Below are 15,732 nucleotides of genomic sequence, written 5' to 3' on the forward strand. Positions count from 1 at the left end.
TTAAAAGTTAGAAATTAGTTCTGAAATATAAAAAAGTCTAACTTCTATAAATATTTCATAAATTTGGAACTTTAAAAAATTATTCTGTGAGTGAAGGTAAAGAAATGTCCTTTCTTGGGCATATTGGAGAATTAAGAGGTCATCTTGTACGATCAATGATCGCGATCATAGTTGCCGCTTTCGCTGTTGGTTTTAATATCAACTGGATCATGGACCATATCTTTTTTGGACCTACCAGAAATGATTTCCCGACATTTGAAATCGTTAATCACTTTTCGAGAATGATTTTGGGAGAAGACAGCATTCACCTTCCGAAAGAGTTTCCTGTGCGTGTACAAAGGCTTTACCAGCAGTTTAATGTAATGATGTCCGTTTCTATTTTTGGTGGAATCGTTGGCGCATTTCCTTACATTGTTTGGGAGTTGTGGCGTTTTATCGGCCCAGCTTTGCATCCGAGAGAGAGAAAAAATTCAATCTTTATTATCAATGCGATTTGGATTCTTTTCATGACAGGCGTTTTATGTGGATATTTTTTAATCCTTCCTTTTGCTATTAATTTTGGGGTGATCTTCAAAATTTCAGATATTATTGTTCCGCTTTATGACTTAAGCGATTATACAACGTTATTTTTACAGGTTATTTTGGGGATGGGTGTTATTTTTCTTTTCCCGATCCTTATTTATTTCCTTACGACAATTGGAATTTTGACACCAAAATTCATGAGAACATACCGTCGTCACGCGATTGTTTTAATTATGGTTGTTGCGGCAATTATTACTCCTGCAGACGTTTTAAGTATGATCATGGCTGCGTTACCGTTACTTTTACTGTATGAATTCAGTATCATTATGTGTGCTTATACTCATAAGAAAGTTCTGAAACGTGAAGAAAATCTTCCTGCTGTTCAAAAGTAATTTAGACTAAGATTTTAATCGAAAATGATCAAAGAACTAAACCGAATTGAAGATTCTGTTTTTAAAACCCTACAATTAAATCTATCGAACATTGAGACAGATTTAGAATGTGAAGAATATTTTGGTCATAACTTTTCACTTAATAATTTTAAAATTAAATTCCGGAAAGCTAAAATTACGCCTACCAAAAACGGCCAATTTGTGACTTTATGGAGAAGAAATTCTGACGGGAAAACTGAACCTTTCAACGCTTCCGATGATTTTGATTTTTATATTATCGCGACAGAAAAAGATACTCAATTCGGATTTTTTATCTTTCCTAAAAAAATATTAGGCGAAAAACAAATTTTAACGGATAGGCAAAAAGAAGGCAAACGAGGTTTTCGAGTTTACCCAAATTGGGATGAACCTGAAAGTAAGCAAGCTGAAAAAACTAAGAACTGGCAATCAAAATATTTTATTGACATTTCTGATAATAACGAAATAGATTTTAATAAATTCAAAAATATTATTGAAGGAATTTTTAATTAGAATTAAAAAGTAAATATTATCTTCGTCATTCCGGAGGAATCTCAACTCTTAGTTATTGTAAAACTAGAGTCCACGGTCTACTATGTTCGGCTCTTAATGACAAACTTTGTGAATATTTTGGTCAATATTACTGTCATTCTGACGAAGAAAGAATCTAAATTGCATTTTAATTATTAAAATTTTCTATTTTTGGGTAGATTAATTTAATTTCAAATGAAAAAGCTTTCATATACACTTTTATTGGCGTCAGGACTTGTTTTCGGACAATTCTTCGAAAAACCCGAAAATTTCACCAAACAAGATACTTTAAAAGGTTCAAATACCAAGTTTAGAAACTTTTGGGATGTAAAAAAATATGAGCTTTCAGTTGAACCAAATTTCGAACAGAAAAGCATCAAAGGAACCAACAAAATCAGCTTTGAAATTATTAAAGATATTGCAAATCCTACTTTTCAAATAGACCTTCAACAGCCGATGAAAGCTGATAAAGTGGAAGGAAATTTCCCGATTGCAGAATATAAACAGGACGGAGATTTTATTTGGATCAAAACCAATAAAAGCTTTAAAAAAGGAGAAAAATATTCCATTGATGTTACTTATTCAGGAAATCCTGTGATCGCTAAAAATGCGCCATGGGACGGAGGATGGGTTTTCACAACGGATGAGAAAGGAAATCCTTGGATAAGCGTTGCCGATGAAGGAATTGGAGCTTCGATCTGGCTTCCCACAAAAGATATTTGGAGTGATGAGCCAGATAATGGAATGGTTATGAAGATCATAACTCCGAAAGATTTAGTCGGAGTTGGAAACGGAAGATTAATCGACAAAAAAACAGAAGGAGATAAAACAACCTACACGTGGCAGGTTAAAAACCCGATCAACGCCTACTCTATTATTCCTAATATTGGAAAATATGTTAATTTTAAAGATACCTACAAAGGTGAAAAAGGAACATTGGATCTTGATTATTGGGTGTTGGATTATAATTTAGATAAAGCTAAAAAACAATTCCAACAGGTAAAACCAATGATTTCTGCCTTTGAGTATTGGTTTGGTCCGTATCCTTTCTATGAAGATTCTTACAAATTGGTTGATTCACCTTATTTGGGTATGGAGCACCAAAGTAATGTTGCATATGGAAACGGTTATCAAAACGGATATCGTGGACATGATTATTTTGGAACAGGAATCGGTTTAAACTGGGACTATATCATCGTTCACGAAAGCGGACACGAATGGTTTGCCAATAATATCACGGCAAAAGATCAGGCAGATATGTGGATTCACGAGAGCTTTACAACTTATTCTGAGACACTTTTCACCGAAAAATATATGGATAAAAAGTCCGCAGATATTTATGCTCAAGGATATAGAAATAAAATTGATAATGACGTTCCAATTATCGGACAATACGGCGTAAGAAACGAAGGAAGTGGTGACATGTACCCAAAAGGAGCAAGTATGATCCACACGATTCGTCAGGTGATTAATAATGATGAAAAATTCAGACAAATTTTAAGAGGTTTGAGTAAAGAGTTCTATCATCAAACCGTAACAACGCAGCAGATTGAAAATTATATTTCATCAAAATCAGGAATTGATTTTTCGAGTGTATTCAATCAATATTTAAGAAGTATAAAAATTCCGACCTTGGAATATTCTCAAAAAGGAGAAGCCTTGAAATTCCGTTACACGAATGTGGTTAAAAATCTTAAGCTTCCGATCATCATTGATGGTGAAACCATTAATCCAACCGAAAACTGGCAGACAGTAAAGTTGAAAAAAGGAACTCCGGTTGAGTTTAACAAGAATTATTATATTAATTATAAGAAAGTACAGTAATATAAAAAGGCAAAATCGTGAAACATCGGTTTTGCTTTTTTATTTATTTCCTCATTTTAATAATTTCAATTTGAAATTTTAAGAAAAGTTTAATACATCAATTCGTAACAAAATGGATTTTACAACAACTATTTAACTATAATTTAAACTCAATGAAAAAAATAGCACTAAGTTTAAGCGTTTTGGCTACAGTTTTAGTCAGCGCTCAGTCTATTAAAACCAACATCGACCTTGTGAATGTAAAGGACGATAAAGTTGCCGTTACGATGGAATTCCCGAAAATGAAATCAGGCGACATCAAGTTCCATTTTCCTAAAACTGTTCCCGGAACCTATTCTGTGGATGATTACGGGAGATTTATAGAAGGTATCAAATTTTTAGACAATAAAGGAAAAGAACTGACTTTCACTAAAGTTAACGATAATACCTATTCTCTTAAAAATGCTCAGAACTTAACTAAGGTTACTTATTTGGTGAATGATAGTTTTGATGATGAAATGGACACTTCAAAACATAAAGCCGTATTTTCTCCGTCAGGAACTGATATCGAGCAAGGAAAAGTGTACATGATCAATACGCACGGTTTCATCGGATATATCGACAATATGCAGGATGTACCTTATCAATTGGTGGTTCAAAAACCAACTGATTTTTACGGAACAACAGCGTTAGTTGATCAGGATAAATCTGAATCTACAGACACTTATGTTTTGGCTAATTACGCAAAAGTGACCGATTCTCCATTGATGTACACAAAACCTGATTATATCACTTTCAATGCTGGAGGAATGGATCTTGTTTTGGGAGTTTACTCGCCAACTGGTAAATATAAAGCGGCAGATTTTAAAGAGAATTTAGAAAAAATGGTTGTGGCTCAAAAGAAATTTTTGGGTGATATGAATACCAATAAAAAATATGCGATCCTACTTTATCTTTCAGGAACAGACGGACCTCAAATCAAAGGTTTCGGAGCGTTAGAGCACCACGAATCTACAAGTGTGGTATTGCCTGAAATGATGCCTAAAGACGCGATCGACAAAGCGATTACAGATGTTGTTTCTCATGAATTTTTCCACACGGTAAATCCATTGAAAACACATTCGGAAGAAATTCACAACTTCGATTACGCTGATCCTAAAATGTCTCAACACCTTTGGATGTATGAAGGCGGAACGGAATATTTCGCTAATTTATTCCAAATTCAGGAAGGATTAATTGATAAAAACGAGTTCTTAAAGAGAATCAACGAAAAAATTACCAATTCTAAGAACTATGACGATACCATGCCTTTTACGGTAATGAGTAAAAATGTTCTTTTGGATCAATACAAAGATCAATACAGAAATGTGTACGAAAAAGGAACGCTGTTGGCGATGTGTCTTGATATTGAATTAAGAAAACTATCCAACGGTGAAATGGGTTACCGTGATATGATCAGAAAATTATCTCAGAGATTTGGAGAAAACAAGCCTTTCAAAGACGATAAACTGATCGATGAATTGGTGACGGTTACCGGTTATCCTCAAATAAAAGATTTTTACAACAAATACATCGCAGGAAACCAGCCAACGCCTTATGCAGAATATCTAAGTCAGGTAGGCGTGGAAATTGGTAAGCAGGAAACTCCACCAATTTTCTGGTTAATTAAAGATCCTAACCAAACAGGCTATAACGAGAAAAATAATACGTTTGTTTTTGATGAAAGTTCAGCCTTATCTCCTTTCTCAAAAAGTGTCGGATTTAAAATCACAGACGAAGTTTTAGCTTTAGACGGAAAAACCATCGATATTAAAAACGTACAGGCCTTTATCAACTATTCTAAAACCATTAAAGAAGGGCAAAATGTCACTCTTACGGTTCTAAGAAAGAACGGCGACAAAATGGATAAGATCGACCTTAAAGGAAAAGCAATTCTTGATAAATTGACGATGGAAACGCTTCAATACAAAGCCAATCCGACTCCGGCAGAAAAGAAATTGCAGGATCAGTGGTTGACCGGGAAGAAATAATTAAGAGTTAATTGTAAATAATAAGCGGGGAAATTTTTCCTCGCTTTTTTTGTTTTCACTGTCATTGCGAGCAAAGCGAAGCAATCTCAATCTTAATACTCTTAACAACTTAAATAAATCTTAATGTTTGAAAATTTAACTATTAAGAATTAAAGGTAATTAAGTCTAAACTTGATTTTTTAAGATTGAGATTGCTTCGTCGCTCCGCTCCTCGCAATGACAAATTTTGTAGATGTTTTTTAAGCTTTCTTAATTGTAATTCTAAAAGTCGTCCCTTTTCCAAGTTCGGTTTGGGAAATTTTAATATCTCCATGATGATATTCCTGAATTACCCTTTTTGCCAACGATAATCCTAAGCCCCAACCTCTTTTCTTTGTTGAATATCCGGGGTTAAAGGCATTTCTCGCCTGTTGTTTGGTCATTCCGCTTCCTGTGTCTTGAACTTCTATTAAAATATTTTTATTTCGTTCAAAAACTGACATTGAAATAGAACCTTCACCTTTCATTGCATCAACAGCATTTTTAACCAAATTTTCTATCACCCAGCTCATCAGAATTTTGTTATGGGGAACAGAAATGTCATAATTGGGAAGATGCAGTCCGAAATTTATTTTCCTTGAAATTCTGGTTTTCAAATAATCATAATTCGTTTGAATCGTAGTATTAAAATCCGTGTCATTCAATTCCGGAATAGATCCAATTTTTGAAAATCTTTCAGAAATAGTTCTTAATCTTTCGATATCTCTTTCAATCTCGCGAATACCTTCTGATTCAGGATCATCTAGCTTCATAATCTCCATCCAGCCGATCATTGATGATAATGGAGTTCCGATCTGGTGTGCCGTTTCCTTTGCCAGACCTGCCCAAAGATAGCCCTCATCCGTTTTCTTTATTGTTCTGAAAAACCAAAACGAAAACAGAAAATAACATAAAATAAAAAATCCTAATATATATGGAGAATAGCGTAAATTATTCAACAACGGAGAATTATCATAAAAAACAATCTGCTTGTCTCCTTTTACAATTTCTATTTCGATAGGAGTATAACTTTTTGACATTTTTTTGGCTAGAGTCACTATTTTTTCCGGGTTATTTCCTATTTCTTCCGGCAGGTTTTTATGTTCCATAATTCTATCCTGCTTATCTAAAAGAATAACAGGAATTGTACTATTTGAACCATAAATCTGAAGAAGTAATGCCTGAATTTCTAAATTAGGATTATCCAATTCCTGTTGAAGCTTTAAGGCACTCACCAAAATATCAACCCTTTTGATCTCTTCTTTACGTAAAAAATTAATCAAAATTGTAGATGCGATAACAACTGTTAACACTACAATAGTCATTAAGCTAAAAATAATCCAGTTATTTAATCTGGCAAATATGGATTTTCTCAAGATGATTTATTTTAAAACATTCAGAATTTTCTGTAATTCTGTACTTCCACTTCCTTGATAATTATTGATAATAATAGAGAACACGTATTTCTTGCCGTCTTTCGCTGTATGATATCCTGCAAAAGATTTTGTATCACTCATGGTACCACTTTTCATTTTCATGCCGTTATCCTGTGTTGGAAAACCATCATAATAAACTTCAAACCAAGCTTGTTTTTTAGCATACAGCAAAGCCTGAACTTCTGCTTTTGCTGAAACATAATTTTGCGGCGAAAGTCCGCTTCCGTCGGCAAAATTGATCATATTGGCATTAATTCCTTTTGATTTCCAAAATTCTTTAAGATAAGCTACTCCACTTTTGAAACTTGGATCACCTTTTTTCTCCTTTCCTAAAGTTTTAATGAAAGTTTCACCGTACATATTGATGCTTTTTCTTAAAAACCAATAGACGATCTTATCTAACGTCGGAGATTCATAAGTAAAAATGACATTCTTTTTGGGAGTTTCTAATGACTGTTTTCCATCCAATTCGAGTTGGGAATTGGTAACTACTTTTCCTGAAAGTTCAACTCCGGATTCCTTCAACCAATCTTTTACTTCAACACCTAACTGCAATGGTGGATTTGGTGTTGAGCCAGAAACAGTAACTGTTTTTCCTGCGGGTAAAGTTCCGTTAATCAAAGCAGTATTAGAATGAGGAGCTGTAAATATCAGACTTTGATCTGAACTTCCGCCGGTTTTTAGATCATTCAGCCATTTTAAACCTTCTAAAGGATAAGAAAAATTTTTAAAATCTGTTCCGTTAATATTAATATCAAACTGATTTTCCCGCCAATTTACACCCCAAACCCCGGCTCCATAATAGTTTCCAAGATCATCCCAAGGCCAACCTCCGGGAATTGTCTGATGGTCAAAATAAGAATCATCAATCACTAAATCTCCCGAAATATTTGTAATTCCTGATTTTTTAACGGCTTCAATGAATTTCTTTTTAAAATTTTCAGGTTTGTAGGCATCGTAACGCCAACTTCCCAAGGTAGGATCTCCATTTGATGAAATGAAAAGATTCCCATTCAAATTTCCGTCCGAAATAATGCCGGAATAGCTTGAAGTGGTTTTATACGTATAATTTTTGCCTAAAATTTCCAAAGCTGCTCCTGCCGTGAATATTTTCTGTGTAGAAGCCGTTGAAAGTCCTTTATTTCCTTGATATTCGTAAATAAAATTTCCACCTTCATCCGATACATAAAAAGATAAACTGGTTGCAACAGCCCCCGAAGAATCCATTAGATCTTTGGTTGCTTTATCCAGTTTTTGAGCAATATTTTGAGCAAAAAATATCTGCGTTGATAGGATAAGAACGGCAAATGTTTTTTTCATTGAATTTTTTTGTTTTTTCTCTTGGAAATTACTTTTTAGAGATGCTTCGACTCTGCTCAGCATGACATTCCTAATACTAAACGTCATTTTGTAGCGTTGTCATGCTGAGCGGAGTCGAAGCATCTCATTTATTTTTTAATATGATCCTAAAATCACATTCATTAATTCAAATATAATTAAAATTACAATTCTGAACCGGATTCTATTTCGTAAGGTTCCTTTCCTTTTTCAAAAATCCTTGTCAGTTCGCTTCCTTCAACAGAAATTTTATTGCCAATTCTTCTGATCCAGTTTCCTTCACGAAGTCCGACAACTTTAAGGTCATTTTGCGTTAAAAATTCTTTGATTCTGGTTTCTCTGGTTTCCCCGTTATGCTTCAATTCCGGATTTGGATCTAAATAATGTGGATTTAAATTAAAAGGAACCAATCCCATACAGTCAAAACTTGGAGGATAAACAATCGGCATATCGTTCGTGGTTTTCATATTTTGCCCGCCAATATTACTTCCGGCGCTACATCCTAAATAAGCTTTTCCATTTTCTACGTTTGATTTTAAAACTTTCATTAAACCTTCTTCGTGTAAAGTTTTAACCAATAAAAATGTATTTCCACCGCCTGTAAAGAAGCCTTTCGCGTTGTTTAACGCTTCAATTTTATCTTCAAATTCGTGTAGACCTTTTACTTTAATATTTATTGTTTCGAAAAAAGAACGGGCTTTCGCTGAGTAGTCGTCATGAGAGATCCCACCCGGTCTTGCGAAGGGAACGAAGATGATCTCATCAATTCCTTTATATAATTGGATTAATTCTTCTGTTAAATATTCTAAATATTCTCCACCAAATATTGTTGAAGTTGAAGCTAATAAGATATTCATACAATGAAATTATATTGATTATTAAAAATAAAAGTTGAATTACAAAGATAACTCAAACATCAACGAATCAAAAATTAAGCTAAAAAAATACTTATATCCGTTAATATTTTCTAAAAAAACTTAAAGCTTCTAAAATTTGAGCCTTTCTGGAATTATTATTGAATTTTAGAATGTAGAATTTTAAAAATATACGATTATGAAAATGACTAAAATGAATATCAAAAATCTGTTTTTAGGTTTGATACTTGTAGGAACTGCTGGTTTTATGAATGCACAAACTACTCAAACTGATACCGCAACTACTACAGCAACTGCAACAACTCAAGCAGGGAATCCAACTATAGACGGTCTTAAAAAGCAAATTGAGACTAATCCGAAGGATACAGATGCATTAGCAAAATTAGCTACAGCATATCAGGAAGCATCAGACTGGACAAATGCAGTTGATACATGGAAAAAGATTTCTGCTTTGTTACCGGATTGGGCTCCGTCTTATTACAGCCAAGCATACGCCTATCAAGCTGCTAAAGATGATGCAAACGCAAAACTTTCTTATGAAAAATATATTGCTACCGTAAAACCTGAAGAAGTAGAACAAAATAAGAAAAACCTGGCTTATGCCTATTTTTATATTGCCTTTGCAGAACAACAAAGTGATCCTGCCAAAGCAAAAGAACATATTGCAAAATCTATACAGTATGACCCTACCAATCAGGATGCTGTAAAATTAAGCAAAGCTTTAAATTCATAGTTTAAAAAAAATCCGGGAAAATTTTCCCGGATTTTTTTTTGATTAAACTAATCTTAATATTTTTTAATTAATTCTCTTACCAAAAAAGTCAGTTTCTCCTTTTAGATGTTTAATTATCTTCTCAATATTTCTTTGAATACTGGCTTCTGTTTTCAAATTGTTGATATAACGGATCAATTCTAATCTTCTTGAAGGAATTAAATTTTCAAAATTCTGTAAAGTGACAGGGTTTTTTCTGATTGCTTTATCTAATTGAGGATGAATGGAAATTGTTCTGTCTGAGCTATCAAACTCAACGAAAACTTCGATCGTCTCTCCTATTCTTTTGGGAGAATCTTTCAACATAGTTAAATTAATATACAACCGCCATTCTCCTAAATATTTCATTAGGTTTTGCTTAAATTCTTTACCATTTACAGTTCCTTTTACAGGAATCGGGCTTTTATTTCTTCCTGAAGTTTTAAAGATTTCATTTAAAATTTCCTGAGGAATGAAAATAAAAGGATTGATGCCGATGATTTCGAGTTGGGCTGTGAAATGGTTTTTCATTGGTATGATTTTGCTGGAAGCTTTAGGCTTTAGGCAGTAAGCGAATTTAATATTTTTTTACTTATTCAATTCTGGAGAATAATTATGTTTTTTTTTATTTACGACGGATTGCACGGATTTGCACAGATGATTCTGCTTATTTGCGAAAGTGATTAATCTAATTTGTGTTTAATAAATGTTTTATATAGCTAATTTTTAAACCATCACTTTAAAAACTTATTTGAATTTTCATCACTTTAAAAAAAAGGGTATTCCAGCAACTTCTAACTTCTAACTTCTAACTTCTAACTTCTAACTTCTAACCAAAATTAAAAATTTCCCACTCAGAAAGGATTGTTTATCTTTGCATAAATAAATCTATAATACAATGAAATTTTTTATTGACACTGCCAATTTAGAGCAAATTAAAGAAGCTAAAGATCTTGGAATTTTAGATGGTGTAACAACTAACCCGTCGTTGATGGCTAAAGAAGGAATTCAGGGAGCTGAAGCTATCAAAAATCATTATAAAGCAATTTGCGAAATCGTAGACGGCGATATTTCTGCTGAAGTTCTTTCGACAACTTACGAAGAAATGATCAAAGAAGGTGATGAATTGGCTGCAATCCACCCGAATATCGTTGTGAAAATTCCAATGATTAAAGACGGTATCAAAGCTTTAAAATATTTTTCTGATAAAGGAATCAAAACTAACTGTACATTGATTTTCTCTGCAGGACAAGCTCTTTTAGCAGCAAAAGCCGGTGCAACTTATGTTTCTCCTTTCTTGGGAAGACTTGATGATATTTCTACTGATGGATTAAACTTAATTCAGGAAATCAGATTAATTTTTGATAACTATATGTATGACACTGAAATTCTAGCAGCTTCTATCCGTCACCAAATGCACATTATTGACTGTGCTAAAATCGGTGCTGATGTTATTACTTCTCCACTTCCTCCGATCTTGAGTTTGTTGAGACATCCATTGACAGACAGCGGATTGGCTCAGTTTATTGCAGATTCTCAGAAATTAGCTTAAAAATTAGCTCAATTTAAAGCATAAAAAACCCCGAAACTGAGTTTCGGGGTTTTGTTTATTTTAAAATAGACTGATTATTTGTATAAATCTGGTTCTATTTTGTTATTATTTTTCAGTATTTCTTCTTTTGCCCTTTTTTCAATATTTCTGTACATCTCATTCATATCGATATCTTTTCCGTCCTGATTCCTCATTTTTACCACAGCACCCGCGGGAAGAGTACTCATTGACTGCTTCATATCTTTTGTAGGATCTGTTTGATAATCTTTCCAAGCTTTTTTAAATTGCTTTTTAGTTACCTCAATATCTTTACCGCCCAAACCAATCATTGTAACACCCGGTAATTGAAGTTCCTCTTCAGTACTTGCCTCTGTTTTTTTATTACCAATTAAAGTCATTATATGCGAACCTGTTTTATCTTCCAATTTCACGATCAGACCTGGCAATCCGTAAAATTTATACGGTCCATCCTGAAAAGGAATATCTGAGCTAAACCATGCAACCCATTGTCTTCCACCAAAAGTTGTTGTTGCTTTTTGAGTATTATATTCTCCTATTTTTTGTTTTTCTGGAAGAATTTTCCATTCAGGTTTTTGGTCTTCCGCAACTTTATAGATTGTTTGTCCAATTTTATCTGAAAGAGATACTTTATAATCAGGATAAGCTTTTGTAACGGTTGCGAAAATCGTTCCCGGTTTTATATTTTTCTTTATGTTAATGCTTCCGCCTAATCCGCCTTTCAACTGTTTTGCAAGATCAGCTTTTGAAGTAGAATCAGATACAAACTTTTCACGACTGTAATATTTTGAACCATTTTTATCAATATCCAAAAGCATTATGTCACTTTTCACTTCCGCTTTATTGGTGGAATCTGAAATATATTTATAATCATAATAAAATCTGTTGATCTGTGCATTGGCACATATGCTTACAAGCAAAAAGAATAAAATATTTTTTTTCATATTTATCATATTAAATAAAAAAGCTTTGTCAATTTGGATATCAACAAAGCTAATTGAACTTTATTTTTTGGTCTGAATTTGTATGCTGACTTCTGTTTTCCCGTTATTTGAGTTTTTCATGATATTCATTGAAGAAATTTCATTTGGTTTTAAAGCTTCCATATCTTGTTTTGTAGAAGGTTTTCCATCAATAAAAATTTTCATTTCTCCAGTATCACCAACTAAACTTCCTGATCCATTAGTTGTTATTGTCAAACTACCATTCTGGCTTTTATTCATCCTCATAGTCTGAGCATTGATTCTCAACATTTTATCTTGCGGAATATTTCTAAAGTTATTACTTTGGATGTAAACTCTTCTGTTATTTCCTTCCAAGACTCTTCTCTCTACATCAAGTTTTGCTCTCTCACCTTCTAATTTCGCTCTTTTTTCTTCAAGTTTTGCTCTTTTTCGGTCGAGTTCAGCTCTTTTTTTGGCTGTTGATGCAGATTCTTTGGTTCTTTCGGCTATTCTCATTTCAGCTTCAGGGCTCCATTTCATGTCTTGTCGATCATTAAATTTATAAACCCTTACTTTTGAAGTATTCGGCGAACGTGGAGCGTTTGGTGCATCCGGAGCATTCGGAGCTTTTGGAAATGGCGGAACATCAGGAAAATCAAAATTCATTTCTGGCATTTCTGGCATTTCAATATTCATGCTTTTAAGCTCTTTTACTTTGCTCTTCCATTCATCTGATTTGAAAAAATCATTGATATTTTTCATTTCAGAACCATCCATTCTGTAGGCCAATATTGTTTTCTGAAAATTATCAGAACTTGCAATTTTGCCAATTTCAGAAGAAAGCTCTCCCAATTCATCAACATGTTTTTGAAATTCTTTGCTTTCTGGCTTTAATTCTTTTAAAGCTTTACTTTTTTCCTGTATTTTTTTACTTAGATCAGCGATTTTTTTCTCGTCCTCAGATTTTTTATAAACTTTTGGAGCAATAACTATATCTTTAGTTTTTTCTGGTCTTATCGTGTCTTTTTTGATTTGAGAAACAGCTTCCTCAATGGCAATATTTGTTTCTTTAATTTCTTTATTTTTAGCGTTTACCATATAGGCAAAAGCCACTGAAAATAGAACCGGTAATGCAAAAATTCTTCGCGCATATCCGAATTTGGTTTGAGGTTTTTGTAACATTTTGAGTCGTTTTTTTAGATTTGAACTTAGAAACGGACTGGTTGCAGGTAACTGTGTTCCGGAAAAGTGACTTGCTAAAAGCATCTGCGCAAATGCTTTTGTGTCCGATTGTTTTACGGCCTTTTTATCGGCCAGATACTCGTGGATTAAACTTATTTCTTTTTTAATGATATGAAAAAAAGGATTGAACCAGAAAACGGAAGTAATCACTTCAATAAAAATTTTATCGAATGAGTGTTTCTGCTCAATATGCACCATTTCATGCTTTAAAATCTGTTTCCCAATGTCTGAATTCAATATAATTGTATTCTTCCAGAACAGGTTTTTAAAGTACGAAAACGGAGCTTCGGTCAAGTTTGTATGATAAAAATTGATACCATCAAAACTTTCTTTTTGAAATTGGCTTTTAAGCTGATGGATTCTGAAGATTCCGTAAATGAATCTTCCTAAAAAATAGAGAGAAACCAATCCCAAAGCTGAAAAAATAATTCTAAAATAAGTGTGGTCATTGTCTATGTTTTTGGTTGTATTAAAATTCTGTAGCTTATCTAGCAAGCTGTATACATCATTATTCACCTCTATCGTAAAATCATCCACCTTGATCAAAGGCAATAACAGTGAGATCAATATCGCAGACAGCAAATAAAATCTGTTGTAATGATGAAACGTCTTGTCTTTTAAAGACAACTGGTAATACAAAAACATTACACCAGAAGATAAAATTACTTTTCCAAAGTATAGAAGTATGGCTTCCATGGCTAATCTTTCTTTTTGAGTTCGCTTAATAACATTTCAAGATCTTCAACGGTCATCTCATTTTTTTCAACAAGAAATGAAACGGCACTTTTATAAGAACCTTTAAAATAGTTTTTCACAAGGCTCTTCATGGTTTTCCCTGAATACTGTTCTTTAGAGATCAAAGGGAAATACTCATGTTGTCTTCCGTAAACATTGTAGTCTACGAACTCTTTGTCTTTCAATACTTTTAAAATAGTTGAGACAGTATTGGTATGCGGTTTGGGTTCCGGAAAAAGATCAAGGACATCTTTTAAGAATCCTTTTTCGAGTTTCCATAAATACTGCATCACCTGTTCTTCTGCTTTTGTTAAAGTTTGAATTATCATATCCTGTTTCATTTATCATTAAATGTGATATAAAATTGTATCAAAATTCCATATCACTAAGAAATTAGTTATACAAATGTAGAAATAAATCTGATCCAAACAACTATTTTTTTAGTGATAAAAATTAATTATGCTTAAATATCTGAAAATCAACTAAATAAATTTTATTAAAATATGTTAAATTTTTAATTGATTGAATTTATTACCTTATTAATCAGCAGTAAAATTTAGAATTAGAATACAAATTCTTAAAACTTGTTAATTTTTATTAAATAAAATTAAAATCTATTTGTTTAAACTGAGAAAATATATTTATTTTAGTGCTTTAAAAATTTCTCATGAAAAGATATAATTTATTGATTGTACTATTACTACTTATTTTTAATGTAACTACTGCTCAAAAGAAAAATTCTCCTGCAGCAGATTTTGGGACTTTAAAAGAAACCAAAGCTAAAATTGAAAAAACAGTTCCTCTTGTTATAGGGCATTTACAAGCAATTGCCACTAACGAAGGCGATAATAATATCCTTATCAACGGAAAAACTGCGTTAGGAAAAGAATATGCAAAAGTAGAGCAGGAATGGCGTCTGTACAGAGGAAATATGTCGAGCTGTATCCTGAACAATTCAAATAAAAAATCTAAAAAATGTTTAGAGTATCACAACAGAATGTTCAGAGATACTATGATCAACTATAAAAATTACATCACTTACCTTACTAAAAAGAACGGATATCTGGGTGTAGAAGGTGATACTAAGATTGACTTCAACCCGGCTGAAATGGCAACTAAGTTAAGTGAAGCCTATTTCAATGCAAGCGATGCTGTAGGAAGAATGAAAGGAATGCAGAAGAAAGATTTTATGGATCAAACCAATGCTGAAGACTACAAATTAAGTCCTTACGCTACAATAGCTCAATAATATATGATCCCGCTTTTAAAGTGGGATTTTTTATTTTAAATGAAAAATTAAATAGTAATTTTAAAAATATGTTCAAAAAAGGAGACTCTGTAAAATGGAAATTCCGCTATGGCGAAACAAACGGAATTATCACTAAAATCCATACTAAAGACTTCATTTTCATGAATAAACAGCGCCGTGCATCTGAAACAGAGCCTCAATATGAAGTAATGAGTGAAAAAACCGGAAAATCTGCCGTCCATAAAGCCTCAGCACTTAAAAAAATATAAAAAATTACC

Annotated in this window: 15 protein-coding genes; 8 read left to right on the forward strand and 7 right to left on the reverse strand. The window is 32.9% G+C overall.

Features of this window, described 5'->3' with window-relative positions; genetic code table 11:
* Positions 1–86 precede the first annotated feature (86 nt).
* From tatC to EG348_RS19955, 4 genes are all read left to right on the forward strand, one after another.
* Positions 87–914, forward strand: a complete 828-nt coding sequence (gene tatC / locus EG348_RS19940; protein WP_185145487.1) for a twin-arginine translocase subunit TatC — start codon at positions 87–89, stop codon at positions 912–914.
* Between the two features lie 24 nt (positions 915–938).
* Positions 939–1,445: a MepB family protein gene (locus tag EG348_RS19945; RefSeq protein WP_123984695.1), complete on the forward strand. Its 507-nt coding sequence runs from the start codon at positions 939–941 to the stop codon at positions 1,443–1,445.
* Positions 1,446–1,658: 213 nt separating this feature from the next.
* The gene (locus EG348_RS19950) at positions 1,659–3,287 is read left to right on the forward strand and encodes a M1 family metallopeptidase (protein ID WP_123984696.1); all 1,629 of its coding nucleotides are present in this window, start codon (positions 1,659–1,661) and stop codon (positions 3,285–3,287) included.
* A 152-nt stretch (positions 3,288–3,439) separates the two neighbouring features.
* Complete coding sequence (locus tag EG348_RS19955) at positions 3,440–5,296, forward strand: peptidase M61 (RefSeq protein WP_123984697.1); 1,857 nt, start codon at positions 3,440–3,442, stop codon at positions 5,294–5,296.
* A 239-nt stretch (positions 5,297–5,535) separates the two neighbouring features.
* Here the strand turns inward: EG348_RS19955 and EG348_RS19960 are convergent, their stop codons facing one another.
* The 3 genes from EG348_RS19960 to pepE form a co-directional block, all read right to left on the reverse strand.
* The gene (locus EG348_RS19960; protein WP_228414885.1) at positions 5,536–6,693 is read right to left on the reverse strand and encodes an ATP-binding protein; all 1,158 of its coding nucleotides are present in this window, start codon (positions 6,691–6,693) and stop codon (positions 5,536–5,538) included.
* A 3-nt stretch (positions 6,694–6,696) separates the two neighbouring features.
* Positions 6,697–8,070 (reverse strand): D-alanyl-D-alanine carboxypeptidase/D-alanyl-D-alanine-endopeptidase, encoded by a 1,374-nt coding sequence (dacB, locus tag EG348_RS19965; protein WP_123984698.1) that lies wholly within the window; start codon positions 8,068–8,070, stop codon positions 6,697–6,699.
* A gap of 182 nt (positions 8,071–8,252) precedes the next feature.
* Positions 8,253–8,945, reverse strand: a complete 693-nt coding sequence (pepE, locus tag EG348_RS19970; RefSeq protein ID WP_123984699.1) for a dipeptidase PepE — start codon at positions 8,943–8,945, stop codon at positions 8,253–8,255.
* Positions 8,946–9,141: 196 nt separating this feature from the next.
* On the opposite strand from pepE, the gene EG348_RS19975 reads away from it, so the two are divergent.
* A complete protein-coding gene (locus EG348_RS19975; protein ID WP_123984700.1) occupies positions 9,142–9,696 on the forward strand; it encodes a tetratricopeptide repeat protein in 555 nt (184 codons plus the stop codon).
* A gap of 63 nt (positions 9,697–9,759) precedes the next feature.
* Here EG348_RS19975 and EG348_RS19980 read toward each other — a convergent pair whose 3' ends face one another.
* Positions 9,760–10,245 carry a YdeI/OmpD-associated family protein gene (locus tag EG348_RS19980; RefSeq protein ID WP_123984701.1) on the reverse strand — a complete coding sequence of 162 codons (486 nt, stop codon included), beginning with the start codon at positions 10,243–10,245 and terminating at the stop codon, positions 9,760–9,762.
* A gap of 367 nt (positions 10,246–10,612) precedes the next feature.
* On the opposite strand from EG348_RS19980, the gene fsa reads away from it, so the two are divergent.
* Entirely contained in the window at positions 10,613–11,266 is a 654-nt protein-coding gene (gene fsa / locus EG348_RS19985; protein WP_123984702.1) for a fructose-6-phosphate aldolase, read from the forward strand.
* Between the two features lie 74 nt (positions 11,267–11,340).
* Here the strand turns inward: fsa and EG348_RS19990 are convergent, their stop codons facing one another.
* The 3 genes from EG348_RS19990 to EG348_RS20000 are packed head-to-tail and all read right to left on the reverse strand — an operon-like array spanning position 11,341 to position 14,534.
* Entirely contained in the window at positions 11,341–12,228 is an 888-nt protein-coding gene (locus EG348_RS19990; RefSeq protein ID WP_123984703.1) for a GLPGLI family protein, read from the reverse strand.
* Between the two features lie 60 nt (positions 12,229–12,288).
* Positions 12,289–14,166 carry a M56 family metallopeptidase gene (locus EG348_RS19995; RefSeq protein ID WP_123984704.1) on the reverse strand — a complete coding sequence of 626 codons (1,878 nt, stop codon included), beginning with the start codon at positions 14,164–14,166 and terminating at the stop codon, positions 12,289–12,291.
* A 2-nt stretch (positions 14,167–14,168) separates the two neighbouring features.
* Entirely contained in the window at positions 14,169–14,534 is a 366-nt protein-coding gene (locus EG348_RS20000) for a BlaI/MecI/CopY family transcriptional regulator (protein WP_123984705.1), read from the reverse strand.
* A 338-nt stretch (positions 14,535–14,872) separates the two neighbouring features.
* On the opposite strand from EG348_RS20000, the gene EG348_RS20005 reads away from it, so the two are divergent.
* Positions 14,873–15,454 carry a hypothetical protein gene (locus EG348_RS20005; protein WP_123984706.1) on the forward strand — a complete coding sequence of 194 codons (582 nt, stop codon included), beginning with the start codon at positions 14,873–14,875 and terminating at the stop codon, positions 15,452–15,454.
* Positions 15,455–15,522: 68 nt separating this feature from the next.
* Complete coding sequence (locus tag EG348_RS20010; RefSeq protein ID WP_123984707.1) at positions 15,523–15,723, forward strand: DUF2945 domain-containing protein; 201 nt, start codon at positions 15,523–15,525, stop codon at positions 15,721–15,723.
* Positions 15,724–15,732 lie beyond the last annotated feature (9 nt).

Origin of the sequence: Chryseobacterium sp. G0201 (genome assembly GCF_003815655.1) — a bacterium.
Classification (GTDB): domain Bacteria; phylum Bacteroidota; class Bacteroidia; order Flavobacteriales; family Weeksellaceae; genus Chryseobacterium.